The sequence below is a fragment of the Bradyrhizobium sp. SZCCHNR1002 genome, assembly GCF_032381435.1.
In the GTDB taxonomy this organism is placed as follows: Bacteria; Pseudomonadota; Alphaproteobacteria; order Rhizobiales; family Xanthobacteraceae; genus Bradyrhizobium; species Bradyrhizobium aeschynomenes.
In genome coordinates, this window is the sequence record NZ_JAUHIS010000003.1 from 581,909 (window position 1) to 598,292 (window position 16,384).

The window sequence follows — 16,384 nt, forward strand, 5'->3', positions numbered from 1 at the left end:
CCATGCTGGTGCGATCTAGAACCATTTCAGGGAGATATATAGCACGCACCGGACGGAGTGCGAGATGCGTTTGTCGCGGTGAGGCGTGCGCGTATCTCACCGCCGTCATTCCGGGGCGATGCGCGGCATCGAACCCGGAATCCCGAGCTGATCGTCCCATCTCGAGATTCCGGGTTCAGCCCCTTTGGGGCTGCCCCGGAATGACGGTGGGGCGAAACAAAAAAGCGCGGGGCCAGCCCGCGCTTTTCGTCAATCCATTCGAAGCAACGACTACTCGTTGACCGCGGTCTGCTGGCGGTCCTGCTTCTCGACGATGCGGGCCGACTTGCCGCGCAGCTGGCGCAGGTAATACAGCTTGGCGCGACGCACCTTGCCGCGGCGCACGACCTTGATCGAGTCGATCATCGGGGAGAGGATCGGGAACACGCGCTCCACGCCCTCGCCGTAGGAGATCTTGCGGACGGTGAAGCTCTCGTTGATGCCGCCGCCGGAGCGGCCGATGCACACGCCTTCATAGGCCTGCACGCGGGTGCGCTCGCCTTCGACCACCTTCACGTTGACGATCACGGTGTCGCCCGGGCCGAACTCCGGAATGGTCTTGTTGGCGGACAGCTTGTCGAACTGCTCTTTTTCGAGCTGCTGAATCAGGTTCACGGGTAAATCTCCATCGGCGGCGCGCCCAGCCGGGTCACGCGGGCTGCGCTTGTTCCTGCCGTCACTTGCGGAATTGGGCGCTCCTATAAGGCAAAGCGCGAGGCTTGTCACCCGTCTGTCGTGCTTTTTGGCGCTTTTTGGCTGGTCCCGCTTTGTTCCCGCGGCTGACGCGCCTGCCATTCGGCCCACAAATCCGGCCTGCGCGCCTCAGTAAGAGCCTGGGATTGCGCATGGCGCCATGCGGCGACCTTGGCGTGATCCCCTGACGTCAGCACATCCGGAATGGCACGGCCCTCGAACAATTGGGGGCGGGTATATTGCGGGTATTCAAGTAGGCCGTCGGAGAAGCTCTCGTCGGTCCCCGATTCGAGCTTGCCCATCACGCCCGGCAGCAGCCGCACACAGGCATCGATCAGCACCAGCGCCGCAATCTCGCCGCCCGACAGCACGTAGTCGCCGATCGACACCTCGATCAGCTCGCGGGCGTCGATGACGCGCTGGTCGATGCCCTCGAAGCGGCCGCAGACGATCAGCGGCCCCGGACCGTCGGCGAGCTCGCGGACGAAGGCCTGGGTCAATGGCCGACCGCGCGGACTCATCAGCAGCTTTGGTCGCTCCGGCGTAACGTCAGCCGCATCGATCGCGGCGGCCAGTACGTCGGCGCGCAGCACCATGCCGGGGCCGCCGCCAGCCGGCGTGTCGTCGACGCTGCGGTGCTTGTCGGTCGCCGAAGCCCGGATGTCGCGCGCCTCCAGCGCCCAGATGCCAGAGGCCAGCGCCCGGCCGGCCAAGCTGACGCCGAGCGGCCCGGGGAACATCTCGGGAAACAGGGTGAGCACGGTCGTGCGCCACGGCGCGGTGGGAGGGAGCGAAGCGGTCATGATGCTCTGTTACGGCACCGGCGCGACGAGATCGAGCCCCGAGATCAATGCTGCGTCCGCCGCTCGCGCGGCCCCACCACCGGTGTCGTCCCGGACAAGCCGTGACGCGCAAAGCGCGTCGCGGCGCCGATCCGGGATCCATACCGCTTGATCGTGGAAAGGGGCACGCGGCTAGTCCAGCGCAAGCCAATCAGCTGCGGTGGCTATGAATCCCCGCTTTCGCGGGGATGACGAGCTGAGTTTGGGGCGGCCACCTCGTCCTCATCGGACGCCGCTTCGTCCTCACCGTCGATCTCGCTCGGCAGCTCGACGATCACCCGGCCGCCTGCAAGATCGACCGTCGGCACCACGGCATTTGTGAACGGCAGCATCAAGGTGCTGCCGGAGGGCGGGGCGATCTCGATGATGTCGCCGGCGCCGAAATTATGGATGGCGAGCACGCGTCCGAGCGGGGCGCCCGCGGTGGTTTCCGCGGCGAGGCCGATCAGGTCGGCATGATAGTACTCATTTTCATCAGTCTCGGGCAGGCGGTCGCGCGGCACGTACAGCTCGAGCCCGTTGAGCCGCTCGGCGGCGTTGCGATCGGTGACGCCTTTGAAGCTCGCGACGAGATGATCCTTGGCCTCGCGCGCCTTTGCGACTTCGAACGAGCGGCTGCCGTCCTTGGTCGTCAGCGGGCCATAGTGCAGCACGGCCAGCGGATCCTCGGTGAAGGTCCACAAGCGAACCTCGCCGCGCACGCCGTGCGCGGCGCCGATCCTGGCGACGCAGATCAGCTTGGACATCAGGAGGCCTCGTCCTTCGAGACGCGCGCAAGGGCGCGCTCCTCAGGACGAGGAGCCAGATCCTCATGCTGAGGAGCACGGCTGAAGCCGTGCGTCTCGAAGCATGAGGCCACGATCTTCAAAGGACGACTAGCCCTTGGCGGCGGCTTCGGCCTGCGCCTTGCGCTCCTTGCGCGGCACGGCCTTGATCGGGTTCTGGCGGGCTTCGCGCTTCTTGACGCCGGCGGCATCGAGGAAGCGGGCGACGCGGTCGGACGGCTGCGCGCCCTTGGCGAGCCAGGCCTTCACCTTCTCCATGTCGAGCTTGAGGCGGGCCTCGTTGTCCTTCGGCATCAGCGGATTGAAGTGGCCGAGGCGCTCGATGAAGCGGCCGTCGCGGGGAAAGCGCGAGTCGGCGACGACGACGTGATAGACCGGGCGCTTCTTGGTGCCGGCACGGGCGAGACGAATGACGACGGACATGAAAGTTCTCCTGAGTGTCTTCTGATGAGGTGTTAGCTAAGCCGTCATTCCGGGGCACCGCGAAGCGGTGAGCCCGGAATCCATACGCACGATCGTGGTTATGGATTCCGGGCTCGCGCTTCGCGCGCCCCGGAATGACGTGGTGAGAGACGGACGAAACGTCCTCATTTCTTCTTCCCCGGCGGGAGGCCAAGGCCCGGCAGCGTTGGCTTGCCGCTGAGGCCGGTGAGGCCCGGCAGATTCGGCAGGCCACCACGCAGGCCGGCGGGAAGATCCTTCGGCAAATTCGGCAGACCGCCGGGCATGCCGCCCGGCATCTTCTCGGCCATCGCCTTGAGCTGCTCCGGCGAGGGCATGCCGCCACCGCCGCCAAAACCCATCGCCTGGGCGATGCCGGCGAGCGGGCCGCGCTTGCCGGAGCCCATGGCCTTCATCACGTCGGCCATGTTCCGGTGCATCTTGAGCAGCTTGTTGACGTGCTCGACGCTCTGGCCCGAGCCGGCGGCGATGCGCTTCTTGCGGCTCGCCTTGAGCAGGTCGGGATGCTTGCGCTCCTCGCGCGTCATCGAATCGATGATCGCGACCTGGCGCTTGAGGATCTTGTCGTCGATCCCGGCGGCCGCGATCTGGTTCTTCATCTTGGAGATGCCGGGCATCATGCCCATCAGACCGCTGATGCCGCCCATCTGCGACATCTGCAGCAGCTGCTCGCGCATGTCGTTGAGGTCGAACTGACCCTTGCGCATCTTCTCGGCGGCACGCGCGGCCTTCTCGGCGTCGATGTTCGCCGCGGCCTTCTCGACCAGCGAGACGATGTCGCCCATGCCGAGGATGCGGCCGGCGATACGCGACGGATAGAAGTCCTCCAGCGCGTCGGTCTTCTCGCCAGTGCCGAGCAGCTTGATCGGCTTGCCGGTGACCGCGCGCATCGAAAGCGCCGCGCCGCCGCGGCCGTCGCCGTCGATCCGGGTCAGCGCGATGCCGGTGAGGCCGACGCGCTGGTCGAACGAGCGGGCGAGGTTGACGGCGTCCTGGCCGGTCAGGGAGTCCGCGACCAGCAGCACCTCGTGCGGGTTGGCGACCGCCTTGATCTCGGCGGCCTCCTTCATCATGTCCTCGTCCAGCGTGGTACGGCCAGCGGTGTCGAGCAGCACGACGTCATAGCCGCCGAGCTTGGCAGCCTCGATGGCGCGGCGCGCGATCTGCGGCGGCATCTGGCCGGCGACGATCGGCAGGGTCGGAATGTCCAGATCACGGCCGAGCACCGCGAGCTGCTCCATGGCGGCCGGACGGTAGACATCGAGCGAGGCCATCAGCACCTTGCGCTTGTCGCGCTGAACCATGCGGCGCGCGAGCTTGGCCGTCGTGGTGGTCTTGCCGGAGCCCTGCAGGCCGACCATCATGATCGGCACCGGCGGCACGGCATTGAGGTCGATGGTCTGGCCGTCGTCGCCGAGCGTCTTGACCAGCTCGTCATGGACGATCTTCACGACCATCTGGCCGGGGGTGACCGACTTGACGACGGTGGCGCCGATCGCCTGCTCGCGCACGCGCTCGGTGAAGCTGCGGACAACCTCCAGCGCGACGTCGGCCTCGAGCAGCGCCCGGCGGACCTCGCGCATCGCGGCGTCGACATCGGCTTCCGAGAGCGAACCGCGCCCCGTCAGCCGATCGAGAATGCCGCCAAGCCTTTCCGACAGATTGTCGAACACTTGCTTCGTCCTTTCCTGCGCTGAGCAGGCAGTTGAATTCTCCGCAGTCATCACCCGCGAAGGCGGGTGATCCAGTACTCCGAGGCAGCGCGGCTCCATCCGAGCCGCCGCGGCGTACTGGATGCCCCGCCTGCGCGGGGCATGACGACCATTTAATGTCGCGGCAGCCCGTGCCGAAACCGTCAGTCCAAACACGTTTGCGCCCGAGGGCGCACAGCGCTGTCGGGCGGTGACCTCCGGCCTCCAGGGCCGGGCGGTGGCTCGAAAAGATGAAACTTTCCGAAATTCGGCCGGGTTAAACCCCCCGCAGCCGCAAAAGTCAAGGAAACTTGCTTCCCGGGGTCCCGTTGCCGGACCCGGTGGGGCGGCTTACCTCTTGCGCCAGTTCAGCTTTCCTTTGTCAGCTTCCCTCGCGAGGCCCCCTTGCTGCGCCGTTCCAGGACCTATTCCGGCCCCGTCACCGACCATTTCGACGGCAAGCGCTTCTACGATCCCGACGGCGTTCCGCCCAAATCCCTCGCCCAGGTGTTGCGCTGGCAGTTCGACCGCAACGGCAAGCGCTCGCGCTGGCCGGCATGGGCGCCGAGCCCGCACGCCGATACCCCGCCGCACCGGATCGACGGCGAGACGGTGCGGCTGTCCTTCATCGGCCATGCCAGCTGGCTGGTCCAGACCGGCGGGCTCAACATCCTGATCGACCCCGTCTGGTCGGAGCGGGTGTCGCCGTTCTCCTTTGCCGGTCCCCGCCGGCACAACGATCCCGGCATCGCCTTCGAGACGCTGCCGCACATCGACGTCGTGCTGGTGTCGCATGGGCACTACGATCATCTCGATATCCGCACCTTGTCGAAGCTGACGGCGCGGTTCGCGCCGCGGGTGGTCACGCCGCTCGGCAACGATCTGACGATGACCGATGCCGACGCCAAGATCCGCGCCGAAGCCTATGACTGGCACGATCGCGTGCAGCTCAACGACGAGGTCGCGGTGACGCTGGTGCCGACGCGGCACTGGTCGGCGCGCGGAGTCTTCGATCGCAACAAGGCGCTGTGGGCAAGCTTCGTGCTGGAGACGCCGCGCGGCAAGCTCTACATCGTCTGCGATTCCGGCTACGGCACCGGCAAGCACTTCCGCCGCGTCGCCGAGCTGCACGCGCCGCTGCGGCTCGCGATCCTGCCGATCGGCGCCTACGAGCCGCGCTGGTTCATGCGCGACCAGCACATGAACCCCGAGGATGCCGTGCAGGCGCTGCAGGATTGCGGCGCCGAGACCGCGCTGGCGCATCACCACGGCACGTTTCAGCTGACGGACGAAGCCATCGACGCGCCAGTCCACGCCCTGCACGCCGCGCTCGATTCCGCCGGCATCCCACGCGAGCGGTTTGGTGTGCTCAAGCCGGGGCAGGTGGTGGAGATCTAGCCAAGCTGCCGCCACAGCAACGGTGTCGTCCCGGCCTTGAGCCGGGACCCACAACCACCGAATGGAATTTTGCGAAGGCTGGCAGCTCCATCTCGCGCCATAACATCCGCTGCGGCGTATGGGTCCCGGCTCAAGGCCGGGACGACACCGAGCTTGTAGTATCGCCGTCGGCTCACATTCGCTTGCGAATGCGCCGAGCCCAAGCAAGCGCGCCTTACTGCGCCGCCTTGATCGCCCAGGTCACGCTCACCGTCACCGACAGCGTCTCCTCGCCCTGCGCCACCGGCGTCGGCGCGCCCGCGGCCATCGGTGCGGCAAACGTTTTGGCGCGGAACACGGGCGCGGGCGCCCCATCCTCGGCGATGTTGAGCGGCTGGCCGAGCGTGACGCCGGCGGCCTTGGCGTAGATCTCGGCCTTGCGGCGGGCGTCGGCGACGGCCTTCTCGCGCGCCTGGTCGAGCAGCTTCGAGGGCTCGGCCACGGTGAAATAGATGTTGCCGACATCATTGGCGCCGGCGCCGACCAGCGTGTCGATCACGCTGGCGACCTTGCTGACGTCATGCACCTTGATCGTGACGCGGTTCGAGGCGCGATAGCCGGTCACGGCTGGCTGGTTCGGCCGGTTCTGCTGATATTGCGGCTGCAGCGACAGCCGCGAGGTCTGCACATCCTTGTCGGCAATCCCGGCCGCCTTGAGCGCCTGCAGCACCTTCGCCATGGCGGCATTGTTGGCCTCGGCGGCCTCGCGCGCGGTCTTGGCGTCCGACGCCACACCAGCATCGATCTGCGCCAGATCCGGCGGTGCCGACACGCTGGCCTCGCCGCTGACGGTGATCGCCGGCGTGTCCTGCCGGGCAATGTCTTCCGCCAGGACCGGCATTGCAGTGCTGGCCGCGATCGCGGCCGCGAGGATCGGTCTCATCATGATGGCGCTCACTTCAGCGGCACATAGACGTTGATGACGAGCTTGTCCTCGGCAGTCTTCAACGGATCGGTCAGGTACTCCTCGATGAAGGTGTCCTTGGCTTCCAGCCGGCGTTCGTCGAGGTGGTTGGTGATCGCCTCGTAGGTGTTGTCCATGTTGTCGTAGGAGCCGCGATGCACGAACTTCAGCGCCCTGCCCTCAGGCGACTGGCCGATGCTCATGCCCTTGCCGAGCGTCTTCGGCTCCTGCTCGACCGGGATCTCGGCGAAGAAGGTGAAGCCGGTGTCGTCGGTCGAGGTGTAGACGATCATGCCGTTGCCGGCCGGCTTGACGCCCTGCTTATCCAAGGTGGTCGACAGCGCCTTGAACGAGTCGATCAGGGTGTCGAAAGCGTTGTCCCAATTGGCGGTGCCCTTCACGAGCACGACTTTCTTGGCCTCGAGCTTGATCTCGTCGCCGAAGGCGTCGGCCGTCTGGGCGGGCGCCGCCGCCGGCGGTGTGGCGGCTGGCGCCTGCGCGGCAGCCGGCGACGATGAGGGCGAAGGGCTGGCGCTGGCGGCCGGCGTCGGGCTGGTCGTGGGCGCCGGACTGGCCGAGGCGGCCGGTGCGGGGGACGCCGTGGGCGCGGGGATCGCGCTCGGGGCCGGCGCGGGCGAGGCTGAGGCCGCCGGAGCCGGGGAGGCCGACGGCGCCTGCGCCCGGGCGATCGGACCGCCCAGCGCCAGCGCGACCGAGCTCACGGCCAGAACGAGGCGGAAAGTGCTGAGATTCATTCGACTATTCTCCAGTGGCCGTGCTGGTTTGCCCGGTTCGTGCCGGCGAATGGACCGGTTCCTAACATGCCGGGCGGCGTGGCGTCCCATGACAGATGCGTCATGTCCCCCTGCGGACTGGTCAAGGCCACGCCTGTGGCCATATAAGACGGACACAATTTGGATATTTTGATGAGCGCGCTCGCCAACCACAGCTTCGTCAAGATGAACGGGATCGGCAACGAGATCGTCGTGCTCGATCTGCGCGATGCGAAGCATGCCGTGACGCCGGACGAGGCGCGTGCGGTTGCATCCCGCGTGCCCTACGACCAGCTGATGGTGCTGCAGCCGCCGCGGCTCGGCGGGACCGAAGCCTTCATCCGCATCTACAACAATGACGGCTCCGAATCCGGCGCCTGCGGCAACGGCATGCGCTGCGTGGTGAGCCAAGTGTTCGGCAAGACCGGCCAGACCAGCGCGACGTTCGAGACGCGTGCCGGGCTGCTGAACTGCTGGCAGGGGCCCTCGCCCGAACTCTACACGGTCGACATGGGCGTGCCGAAGTTCGGCTGGCAGGACATTCCGCTGGCCGAGGAATTCCGCGACACCCGCTACATCGAGCTGCAGATCGGTCCGATCGATGCGCCGATCCTGCATTCGCCCTCGGTGGTCAACATGGGCAATCCCCATGCCGTGTTCTGGGTCGACAACGACGTCAACTCCTATGACCTCGAGCGCTTCGGGCCGCTGTTGGAAAATCATCCGATCTTCCCGGAGCGCGCCAACATCACGCTCGCGCAGATCGTCGATCGCGACCACATCACGATGCGTACCTGGGAGCGCGGTGCGGGGCTGACCAGGGCTTGCGGCTCGGCGGCCTGCGCCACGGCAGTCGCCGCGGCGCGGCTGAAGCGCGCCAACCGCGTCGTGCAGATGACGCTGCCTGGCGGCGAGCTGACGATCGAGTGGCGCGAGCGCGACGATCACGTGCTGATGACGGGCACGGCGACGTTCGAATTCGAGGGGCGGTTCGAGCCAGACCTGTTCGCCAACGTCGCATGAGCGTCGACGTCGTCACCTTCGGCTGCCGGCTCAACGCGTTCGAATCCGAGCTGATTGCGCGGCATGCCGAGACGGCGGGCGCGGACGACACCATCGTCATCAACAGCTGCGCCGTCACCAACGAGGCCGTCGCGCAGGCACGCCAGTCGATCCGCAAGCTCAAACGCGAGCGCCCCGATGCGCGCATCGTCGTGACCGGGTGCGCGGCGCAGACGCAGGCTGCCATGTTCGCCGCCATGCCCGAGGTCGACCGCGTCATCGGCAATGACGACAAGCTGCAGCCTGCTGCGTGGCGCACCATCACCCAGGCCCTGGCGGCGCCGCGGTTCGGCATCGATGCGTCCGAGAAGATTGCCGTCTCCGACATCATGGCCGTCAAGGAGATGGCGCCGCATCTGGTCGACGGCTTCCAGCACGGCCTGCCGCGCGTGTTCGTGCAGGTGCAGAACGGCTGCGACCACCGCTGCACCTTCTGCATCATCCCGTTCGGCCGCGGCAATTCGCGCTCGGTGCCGATGGGCGCCGTGGTGGATCAGGTGCGGACACTTGCCGAGCGCGGCCATGCCGAGATCGTTCTGACCGGCGTCGATCTGACGAGCTATGGCGCTGACCTGCCGGGCGCGCCCAGGCTCGGTCGGCTGGTGCAACAGATCCTGCGTCACGTGCCGGAGCTGAATAGGTTGCGCATCTCCTCGATCGATTCAATCGAGGTTGACGCCGATCTGCTCGATGCGCTCGCCGAGGATGCCAGGCTGATGCCGCATCTGCATCTGTCGCTGCAGGCCGGCGATGACCTGATCCTGAAGCGGATGAAGCGGCGGCATTCCCGCGCCGATGCGATTGCGTTCTGCGACCAGGTGCGGCGGCTGCGGCCGGACATCGCGCTGGGCGCCGATCTGATCGCGGGCTTTCCGACCGAGACCGACGAGATGTTTTCCCGCTCGCTCGACCTGGTCGAGGAGTGCGGGCTGACATTTCTCCACGTGTTTCCCTATTCGCCGCGCCCCGGCACGCCGGCCGCGCGCATGCCGCAGGTGGACGGCGCCGAAATCCGCGACCGCGCCCGGCGACTGCGAGCGGCGGGAGAGGCGGCGTTACGGCGACGGCTGGATGCCGAGATCGGCCGCGAGCGCGAGGTGCTGATCGAGAGCGCGACGCAGGGGCGGACCGAGCATTATCTGCCGGTGGCAGTCAGCGGCGCGGTGCCGGGCACGGTGCAGCGGCTCGCGATCATCGGACATGATGATACGAAGCTGTTAGTCCCACCCTCGGTGTCATCGCCCGGCTTGACCGGGCGATCCAGTACGCCGCGGCCTCTCGGTTGACAACGACTGCCTCTGGAATACTGGATCGCCCGGTCAAGCCGGGCGATGACGGCTAAGGGTGTGGCACGAGCGCTAGGTCTCACTTGCGTTGATGGCGTCTCTCTTGGGTCGATGCGGGACTTACTCCCCATTCCACCCACACAACCGCAGCCGCTCGTGCATGTGCAGCGGCGCCGGCGCGACGGCCTGCACCGGCGGCTTGTTCTTCGACAGCGGAATCGAAATCTCGCGTGCGTGCAGATGCAGCCGCGGCTCGCCGAAGCGCGGGCCGTTGCCGTAGATGTTGTCGCCGACGATCGGCCAGCCGGAGGCTGCCGAGTGCACGCGGAGCTGGTGGGTGCGGCCGGTGATGGGTTCCATGGCGAGCCAGGTGAGCTTGGTCGCCTTGGCTGAAGCCCCGCTCTCGCCAGCCTCGCGGTCTGCTCCCTCCCCCCTTGTGGGGGAGGGTTGGGGAGGGGGGTGGCTCCGGGCGAGACTGTCCGTGGAGACGCCCACCTCCGACCCCTCAGAGCGAGCTCCGCTCGTCTCGCCCCAGCAAGGCGGAGGGGAGTCGGTGCCCGGAATGGGAGGCGTGTTCGCGGCGGGGTTAGCAGCGGAGTGGCCAGCAGGAGAATACGACCGCCCCAGCACGCGCCATTTCGTCACCGCCGGCTGCCCGTTCGGATCCGGCTTCTGCCACCAGCCGCGTTCCGCATTCAGCTTGCCGAGTGGCAACTCGATCACGCCTTCGTCAGCCTCCGGGCCGCCCTCGACCACCGCCCAATACGTCTTTGAAATCTTGCCGTGCTTGAACAAAAGCCCGAGAGAGGCCGTTGCCTTGCGATGACGGCCGAGCACCAGACAGCCCGAGGTTTCCTTGTCGAGCCGATGCGCCAGCACCGGGGGACGCGGCAGGCCGAAGCGCAGCGCGTCGAACGAGGCTTCGAGGTTGGGTCCGCCTTTCGGCCCCTTGTGCACGGGAATGCCGGCCGGCTTGTCGATCACCAGCATCAGTCCGTCGCGGTGGAGCACGCGGGCCAGCATCTCCTCGTCGGTCGGTTGGTTAATGTCCATGGAAACCGTAACGCGGCTGTGAGCTTTCGTTTGGAGTTGGAAAGGGCTAACACCACGCCATGAACGATACCACCTCCGAAACACCCAAGCTGTCGTGGTGGCGGCGGCTGTCGGCTGGCCTGAAGCGCACTTCGGGCGCGCTCGGCACGGCCGTGGCCGATCTCGTCACCAAACGCAAGCTCGACCGCGCGATGCTCGATGACATCGAGGACGTGCTGCTGCGGGCCGATCTCGGCACCAGCGTGGCGGCGCGGATTGCGGACGCCGTAGGGACCGGCCGTTACGACAAGGCGATCAGCGCCGACGAGGTCAAGGCGGTGGTCGCGACCGAGGTCGAGAAGGTGCTGTCGCCGGTGGCGAAGCCGCTGGTGGTCGAGGCCGGCCACAAGCCGTTCGTCATCCTCGTGGTCGGCGTCAACGGCTCCGGCAAGACCACCACCATCGGCAAGCTCGCGCAGAAATTCGCCTCCGAAGGCAGGCAGGTGATGCTGGCTGCGGGGGACACGTTTCGCGCCGCCGCTATCGAGCAGCTCAAGGTCTGGGGCGAGCGCACCAGGGCACCTGTCATTGCGGGCGCCCAAGGCTCCGACTCGGCAAGCCTCGCCTTCACCGCCATCACGGCGGCCAAGGAGCAGGGCCGCGACATCCTGCTGATCGACACCGCCGGCCGGCTGCAGAACAAGGCCGAGCTGATGAACGAGCTCGAGAAGGTGGTGCGTGTCATTCGCAAAGTGGACGAAACGGCTCCGCATGCGGTGCTGCTGGTGCTGGATGCCACCGTGGGACAAAATGCGCTGTCGCAGGTCGAGGCGTTTCATCGTACGGCTGGCGTCACCGGCCTGGTGATGACCAAGCTCGACGGCACGGCGCGCGGCGGCATCCTGGTGGCGCTGTCGGAGAAGTTCAAGCTGCCGGTGCACTTCATCGGCGTCGGCGAAGGCGTCGAGGATCTGCAGCCGTTCGCCGCCAAGGATTTCGCGCGGGCGATTGCCGGCATTGAGGATTGAACTCGCCGCGCGGCTCCGGTTTGCGCTTCCCTCGAAGACGACTGGATCAGCTCCGGCTGATGACAGCCAACAGGACATGGAATGGACAAGACCCAGCCGCATCCGCTGTTCAAGCTGGCCACCGAACTCGGCCCGCTCATCGTCTTCTTCGTCGTCAACGCCAAGTTCAATCTGTTCGCGGCCACCGGCGCCTTCATGGTTGCGATCATCGCGGCGCTGATCGCCTCCTATGTCGTGACGCGGCACGTGCCGCTGATGGCGCTGGTCACCGCCGTCGTCGTGCTCGTGTTCGGCACGCTGACCCTGGTGCTGCACGACGAGACCTTCATCAAGGTCAAGCCGACCATCATCTACGGCCTGTTCGCAGCCGTGCTCGGCGGCGGGCTGCTGTTCAATCGCTCCTTCATCGCGATCATGTTCGATCAGATGTTCAATCTGACATCAGCGGGCTGGCGCATTCTCACCTTCCGCTGGGCGCTGTTCTTCGCCGCCATGGCGGTGCTGAACGAGATCGTCTGGCGCACCCAGACCACCGATTTCTGGGTCGGCTTCAAGGCCTTCGGCGTGCTGCCGCTGACCATGATCTTCGCCATCGCCCAGATGCCGCTGATCAAGCGCTACCACCAGGACCCGGCCTCGCTGGCCGCCAGCGATGCGGCGGAAGGCGATGTGAGCAAGGGGTAGCTGCCCCGAACGCCGTCATTGCGAGGAGCGAAGCGACGAAGCAATCCAGGGCCGCGCGCGAAGCCCCTGGATTGCTTCGCTTCGCTCGCAATGACGAGCAACTAACGGCTTGCCTTGAGCAAACCAGCTCGTGAGAAGTTCCGCTCGCGCCTCATCCTCGCTGTCATCATCCGCGAAAGCGGATGATCCAGTACGCCGCGGCGGTCGTGAGTCTCTCGGACGTCACGGCGTACTGGATCGCCCGGTCAAGCCGGGCGATGACAGCGGGGGGTGGAACGGACAGCTCGCTCGAAATCACGAGCAACTAGCGGCTCGCCGCGAGCAAACTAACCGCCCGCCTTCAGCGCCTTCTCGATTTCCGGCTTCAGCACCGCGTCGATGTTCTGCGCCGTGATCGGGCCGACCAGCTTGTAGACGATGGTGCCCTCGCGCCCCACCACGAAGGTCTCGGGCACGCCGTAGACGCCCCATTCGATGCCGGCGCGGCCGTTGCCGTCGACGCCGACGACGTCATACGGGTTGCCGTAACGGCCGAGGAAACGGCGGGCGTTGTCGGCGCCGTCCTTGTAGTTGATGCCGATGATCTGGAAGCGCTTGTCTCGGCCGAGATCGACCAGCAGCGGCGCCTCGTCGTGACACGGTACGCACCACGACGCCCAGACGTTGACGATGCTGACCTTGCCCTTGAGCACGGCCGGGTCGAGCCCGGGCACCGGGGAGCCGTCCTTGGCCAGTTCGGGCAGAGCCGGAAGCGGGGTGCTCGGTGCGGGTCGTCCAATCAGTGCGGAGGGAATCCGCGAGGGATCGCCATTGCCGAGCCGGAACCAGAACAGCGCCGCCAGCCCGAGAAACACCGCGAGCGGCAGCAGCATCAACAGCGAGCGCCGACGTGGCGCCCCGTCAGGATCTTTCTGGTCGGTCATTGCATGTCCGTGGCGGCGCGGCCGGAGCGCCGGCTGATGCCGCTGTCCTCGAGCGCGCGCAGTCGCGCCTTCTGGGTGCGGTAGTCGATCGCGATCCAGGCGATCAGCAGCACCACGACCAGGGCCGCGGCGAGATAGGAGGTGGCGATGAAGGAGGTGTAGGGGCCGAGGTCCATCTCAGGCGGCTCCCGCGATCTGGCCGGTCGCGCCGCCGGCCGGCGCGCTGCCGCTGTAGGCCCGCGCCTGCAGCATCTGCAGGCTGCGCACGCGGCGGCGCAGGATCTCGTTGCGCATCGCCGCAACATGCAAGGTGACGAACAGGAACGAGAAGCCGATCGCCATCACCAGCAGCGGAATCAGGAACGACTTGTCGAGCGCCGGCCCGCCCATCCGCATCACCGATGCCGGCTGGTGCAGCGTATTCCACCAGTCGACGGAGAACTTGATGATCGGCAGGTTGATGGCGCCGACCAGCGTCAGCACCGCCGCAGCGCGCGCGGCGCGGGTCGGGTCTTCAACAGAGCGCCACAGCGCCATCAGGCCGAGATACATCAGGAACAGGATCAGCACCGAAGTCAGCCGCGCATCCCACTCCCAATAGGTGCCCCACATCGGCCGGCCCCACAGCGAGCCGGTGAGGAGGGCCAGGAAGGTGAAGCTGGCGCCGATCGGCGCGGCGGCCTTGGCGGCGACGTCGGCGAGCGGGTGCCGCCACACCAGCGTGCCCAGCGAGGCGATGCTCATGACGCCCCAGACGAACATCGACAGCCACGCATTGGGCACGTGGATGAACATGATCTTGACGGTCGCGCCCTGCTGGTAGTCGTCCGGCGCCAACGCCGACAGGTACAGGCCGGCGGCCAGCAGCACGACGGTGACCACGGCCAGCCACGGCAAGAGGCGCGCGGCCAGCGCGAGGAATCTGGTGGGATTGGCGAGGTCGATCAGCGACATGAGACCCTTGTTAAAGGCGGAAACGGTTGCAGTCCATCAGCACGGCGCGGCTCGGCAAGAGTTGATCATGGTCAAACCCCGCCGGTGTTCCGTTAGTCCAGGCCGTTGCGCAGGCTGGTTGCAGCCGCGAACGGGCCGATCACGAAGCTGACCAGCGAGAGCGCGCAGAGGATCGAGAACGGCGCGCCGAACGGCAGCGGGCCGACGATGGCCGCCTGCGACGCCGCGACGCCGAAGATCAGCACCGGGATCGATAGCGGCAGCACCAGGACGGCGAGCAGCAGGCCGCCGCGGTGCATGGTCACCGCCAGCGCCGCCCCGATCATGCCGATGAAGGTCAGCGCCGGTGTGCCAGCCAATAGTGTCAGCGCAACGGCGCCAGTCGCGGTCGCGTCGAGGTTCAGCAGCAGGCCGAGCACGGGCGTCGCGATCACCAGCGGCAGGCCGGCGGCGAGCCAGTGCGCCAGCGCCTTGGCAGCGCAGGCGAGTTCCAGCGGTGTCCGGCTCATGACGATCAGGTCGAGCGAGCCGTCGTCGTGGTCGGCGGTGAAGAGACGGTCGAGCGTGAGCAGGCTGGACAGCAGGGCGCCGAGCCAGAGAATGGCCGGGCCGAGCCGGGTGAGCAGGGCGAGGTCGGGGCCGACCGCGAACGGCATCAGCACGACCACGGTGAGGAAGAACAGCACGCCGATCAGCGCGCCGCCGCCGATGCGCAGCGCGATCTTGATGTCGCGGCGGATGAGGGCACCGAGGGCGGTCATGCGGGTTGGCTCTGGGATGTCGACGCTGCCCTGCCTAGGTGTGAGGCGCGCTCTCTCCCTGCGCACACCGCTTTCCCTCCCCCCTTGTGGGGGAGGGCTAGGGAGGGGGGTGGCTCCGGGTGAGACTGCCCGTGTGGACCCCCACCCCCGACCCCTCCCCGCAAGGGGGAGGGGAGCCGAGGGGCCGGTGTTTGTCGCAGTTGGTTCTTTGCGAACAAATCAGAGCGCGTCGTGGGGCACCCCCCTCCCTGACCCTCCCCCACAAGGGGGGAGGGAACGGAGAGGGCGGCGGGTGGGATGGTGACGCAGCGAGGGAGGGTCATTGAGCGCCTCCAATCCGCAGCTCAAGCGTATCGATGCCCAGCGGCCCGTGCGTGGCGGCGACGATCAGCCCGCCCCCGGCGAGATGCTCGCGCATCAGCCCCGCGAACATGGTCTGGCCCGCGACGTCGAGCGCGGCGGTCGGCTCGTCGAGCAGCCACAGCAGGCGCGGCACCGCGAGCAGGCGCGCGAGCGACAGCCGGCGGCGCTGGCCGGCGGAGAGGTAGCCGGCCGGCAGGTCGATCGCGTGCGCGATGCCGACGGCGGCGAGGCAATCGGGGATCGGCCTGATCATTCCGCCGCCGAGGAAGTCGGCCCAGAACGTGAGATTCTCGCGCACGCTGAGCGCCGGCTTCAGCGCGTCGCGGTGGCCGAGATAATGCGCCTGCTCCGGCACCGTCAGCTCGCCCTCACCGCCCTCGATGACGATGGTGCCGCCGGCCGGCAGCAGCAGCCCCGCGATCAGCCGCAGCAGCGAGGTCTTGCCCGCGCCGTTGTGCCCGGTCACGGCCAGCGCCTCGCCCGCGCGCGCCTCGAAGGCAAGGCTGGAGAACACCTCGCGGCCGCCGCGCACGCATCTGACGTCTTGTCCGAACAGCCTCGGAGACGGTGGTGAAGACAGCTGCATGGCTCGTCGTGACAGCCCTTACGAAATTGATGGCTAGCGTGTGAGAATTTGTGGGTGATGCCACGCCGGGACTTGATTG

The 16,384-nt window shown here is 67.2% G+C and carries 18 protein-coding genes; 5 read left to right on the top strand and 13 right to left on the bottom strand.

The features are described from left to right. Positions 1-270: 270 nt before the first annotated feature. The 5 genes from rplS to ffh all read right to left on the bottom strand — a co-directional run bounded on the left by rplS (position 271) and on the right by ffh (position 4,494). On the bottom strand, positions 271-654 hold the full coding sequence (gene rplS / locus QX108_RS18955; RefSeq protein WP_015663536.1) for a 50S ribosomal protein L19: 384 nt from the start codon (positions 652-654) through the stop codon (positions 271-273). Between the two features lie 107 nt (positions 655-761). Next, positions 762-1,535, bottom strand: coding sequence for a tRNA (guanosine(37)-N1)-methyltransferase TrmD (gene trmD, locus QX108_RS18960; protein WP_315781254.1), 774 nt, complete (start codon positions 1,533-1,535; stop codon positions 762-764). A gap of 203 nt (positions 1,536-1,738) precedes the next feature. After that, positions 1,739-2,320 (bottom strand): ribosome maturation factor RimM, encoded by a 582-nt coding sequence (gene rimM, locus QX108_RS18965; protein WP_315781256.1) that lies wholly within the window; start codon positions 2,318-2,320, stop codon positions 1,739-1,741. Between the two features lie 129 nt (positions 2,321-2,449). Continuing rightward, positions 2,450-2,782, bottom strand: a complete 333-nt coding sequence (gene rpsP / locus QX108_RS18970; RefSeq protein ID WP_015663540.1) for a 30S ribosomal protein S16 — start codon at positions 2,780-2,782, stop codon at positions 2,450-2,452. A 164-nt stretch (positions 2,783-2,946) separates the two neighbouring features. Next, positions 2,947-4,494, bottom strand: a complete 1,548-nt coding sequence (ffh, locus tag QX108_RS18975; RefSeq protein ID WP_315781258.1) for a signal recognition particle protein — start codon at positions 4,492-4,494, stop codon at positions 2,947-2,949. Between the two features lie 423 nt (positions 4,495-4,917). Here ffh and QX108_RS18980 point away from each other — a divergent pair, with 423 nt between their 5' ends. After that, a complete protein-coding gene (locus QX108_RS18980) occupies positions 4,918-5,910 on the top strand; it encodes an MBL fold metallo-hydrolase (protein WP_315723568.1) in 993 nt (330 codons plus the stop codon). 214 nt (positions 5,911-6,124) lie between these two features. Here QX108_RS18980 and QX108_RS18985 read toward each other — a convergent pair whose 3' ends face one another. Together QX108_RS18985 and QX108_RS18990 are read right to left on the bottom strand one after the other, a co-directional pair. Then, positions 6,125-6,835: an SIMPL domain-containing protein gene (locus QX108_RS18985; RefSeq protein ID WP_409998529.1), complete on the bottom strand. Its 711-nt coding sequence runs from the start codon at positions 6,833-6,835 to the stop codon at positions 6,125-6,127. 8 nt (positions 6,836-6,843) lie between these two features. Further along, entirely contained in the window at positions 6,844-7,608 is a 765-nt protein-coding gene (locus tag QX108_RS18990) for a GyrI-like domain-containing protein (protein WP_315781260.1), read from the bottom strand. 171 nt (positions 7,609-7,779) lie between these two features. On the opposite strand from QX108_RS18990, the gene dapF reads away from it, so the two are divergent. Together dapF and mtaB are read left to right on the top strand one after the other, a co-directional pair. Beyond that, positions 7,780-8,649 (top strand): diaminopimelate epimerase, encoded by an 870-nt coding sequence (gene dapF / locus QX108_RS18995; RefSeq protein WP_315781262.1) that lies wholly within the window; start codon positions 7,780-7,782, stop codon positions 8,647-8,649. Beyond that, entirely contained in the window at positions 8,646-9,974 is a 1,329-nt protein-coding gene (gene mtaB / locus QX108_RS19000) for a tRNA (N(6)-L-threonylcarbamoyladenosine(37)-C(2))-methylthiotransferase MtaB (protein WP_315781264.1), read from the top strand. Before dapF ends, mtaB begins: the two co-directional genes overlap by 4 nt. A 120-nt stretch (positions 9,975-10,094) precedes the next feature. Here mtaB and QX108_RS19005 read toward each other — a convergent pair whose 3' ends face one another. After that, positions 10,095-11,027 (bottom strand): RNA pseudouridine synthase, encoded by a 933-nt coding sequence (locus tag QX108_RS19005; RefSeq protein ID WP_315781266.1) that lies wholly within the window; start codon positions 11,025-11,027, stop codon positions 10,095-10,097. A 59-nt stretch (positions 11,028-11,086) separates the two neighbouring features. Here QX108_RS19005 and ftsY point away from each other — a divergent pair, with 59 nt between their 5' ends. Continuing rightward, the gene (gene ftsY / locus QX108_RS19010; RefSeq protein WP_315723576.1) at positions 11,087-12,034 is read left to right on the top strand and encodes a signal recognition particle-docking protein FtsY; all 948 of its coding nucleotides are present in this window, start codon (positions 11,087-11,089) and stop codon (positions 12,032-12,034) included. An 81-nt stretch (positions 12,035-12,115) separates the two neighbouring features. Further along, positions 12,116-12,718 carry a septation protein A gene (locus QX108_RS19015; protein WP_315723578.1) on the top strand — a complete coding sequence of 201 codons (603 nt, stop codon included), beginning with the start codon at positions 12,116-12,118 and terminating at the stop codon, positions 12,716-12,718. Between the two features lie 326 nt (positions 12,719-13,044). Here the strand turns inward: QX108_RS19015 and QX108_RS19020 are convergent, their stop codons facing one another. The 5 genes from QX108_RS19020 to ccmA all read right to left on the bottom strand — a co-directional run bounded on the left by QX108_RS19020 (position 13,045) and on the right by ccmA (position 16,305). Then, positions 13,045-13,641, bottom strand: coding sequence for a DsbE family thiol:disulfide interchange protein (locus tag QX108_RS19020; protein WP_315781269.1), 597 nt, complete (start codon positions 13,639-13,641; stop codon positions 13,045-13,047). Then, positions 13,638-13,817, bottom strand: coding sequence for a heme exporter protein CcmD (gene ccmD, locus QX108_RS19025; RefSeq protein WP_011923618.1), 180 nt, complete (start codon positions 13,815-13,817; stop codon positions 13,638-13,640). Before ccmD ends, QX108_RS19020 begins: the two co-directional genes overlap by 4 nt. 1 nt (position 13,818) lies before the next feature. Further along, positions 13,819-14,595: a heme ABC transporter permease gene (locus QX108_RS19030; protein WP_315781272.1), complete on the bottom strand. Its 777-nt coding sequence runs from the start codon at positions 14,593-14,595 to the stop codon at positions 13,819-13,821. A 92-nt stretch (positions 14,596-14,687) separates the two neighbouring features. Further along, positions 14,688-15,356, bottom strand: coding sequence for a heme exporter protein CcmB (gene ccmB / locus QX108_RS19035; RefSeq protein WP_315723587.1), 669 nt, complete (start codon positions 15,354-15,356; stop codon positions 14,688-14,690). A gap of 319 nt (positions 15,357-15,675) precedes the next feature. Continuing rightward, complete coding sequence (gene ccmA, locus QX108_RS19040; RefSeq protein WP_315723589.1) at positions 15,676-16,305, bottom strand: heme ABC exporter ATP-binding protein CcmA; 630 nt, start codon at positions 16,303-16,305, stop codon at positions 15,676-15,678. Positions 16,306-16,384: the final 79 nt, after the last annotated feature.

Coding starts and splice junctions, on each gene's coding strand:
- rimM (WP_315781256.1), bottom strand. CDS start 2,320: ATGTCCAAGCTGATCTGCGTCGCCAGGATCGGCGCCGCGCACGGCGTG.
- QX108_RS19020 (WP_315781269.1), bottom strand. CDS start 13,641: ATGACCGACCAGAAAGATCCTGACGGGGCGCCACGTCGGCGCTCGCTG.
- mtaB (WP_315781264.1), top strand. CDS start 8,646: ATGAGCGTCGACGTCGTCACCTTCGGCTGCCGGCTCAACGCGTTCGAA.
- ccmB (WP_315723587.1), bottom strand. CDS start 15,356: ATGACCGCCCTCGGTGCCCTCATCCGCCGCGACATCAAGATCGCGCTG.
- trmD (WP_315781254.1), bottom strand. CDS start 1,535: ATGACCGCTTCGCTCCCTCCCACCGCGCCGTGGCGCACGACCGTGCTC.
- QX108_RS18985 (WP_409998529.1), bottom strand. CDS start 6,835: ATGATGAGACCGATCCTCGCGGCCGCGATCGCGGCCAGCACTGCAATG.
- ccmD (WP_011923618.1), bottom strand. CDS start 13,817: ATGGACCTCGGCCCCTACACCTCCTTCATCGCCACCTCCTATCTCGCC.
- dapF (WP_315781262.1), top strand. CDS start 7,780: ATGAGCGCGCTCGCCAACCACAGCTTCGTCAAGATGAACGGGATCGGC.
- ftsY (WP_315723576.1), top strand. CDS start 11,087: ATGAACGATACCACCTCCGAAACACCCAAGCTGTCGTGGTGGCGGCGG.
- QX108_RS18990 (WP_315781260.1), bottom strand. CDS start 7,608: ATGAATCTCAGCACTTTCCGCCTCGTTCTGGCCGTGAGCTCGGTCGCG.
- rpsP (WP_015663540.1), bottom strand. CDS start 2,782: ATGTCCGTCGTCATTCGTCTCGCCCGTGCCGGCACCAAGAAGCGCCCG.
- ccmA (WP_315723589.1), bottom strand. CDS start 16,305: ATGCAGCTGTCTTCACCACCGTCTCCGAGGCTGTTCGGACAAGACGTC.
- QX108_RS19005 (WP_315781266.1), bottom strand. CDS start 11,027: ATGGACATTAACCAACCGACCGACGAGGAGATGCTGGCCCGCGTGCTC.
- QX108_RS19030 (WP_315781272.1), bottom strand. CDS start 14,595: ATGTCGCTGATCGACCTCGCCAATCCCACCAGATTCCTCGCGCTGGCC.
- QX108_RS19015 (WP_315723578.1), top strand. CDS start 12,116: ATGGACAAGACCCAGCCGCATCCGCTGTTCAAGCTGGCCACCGAACTC.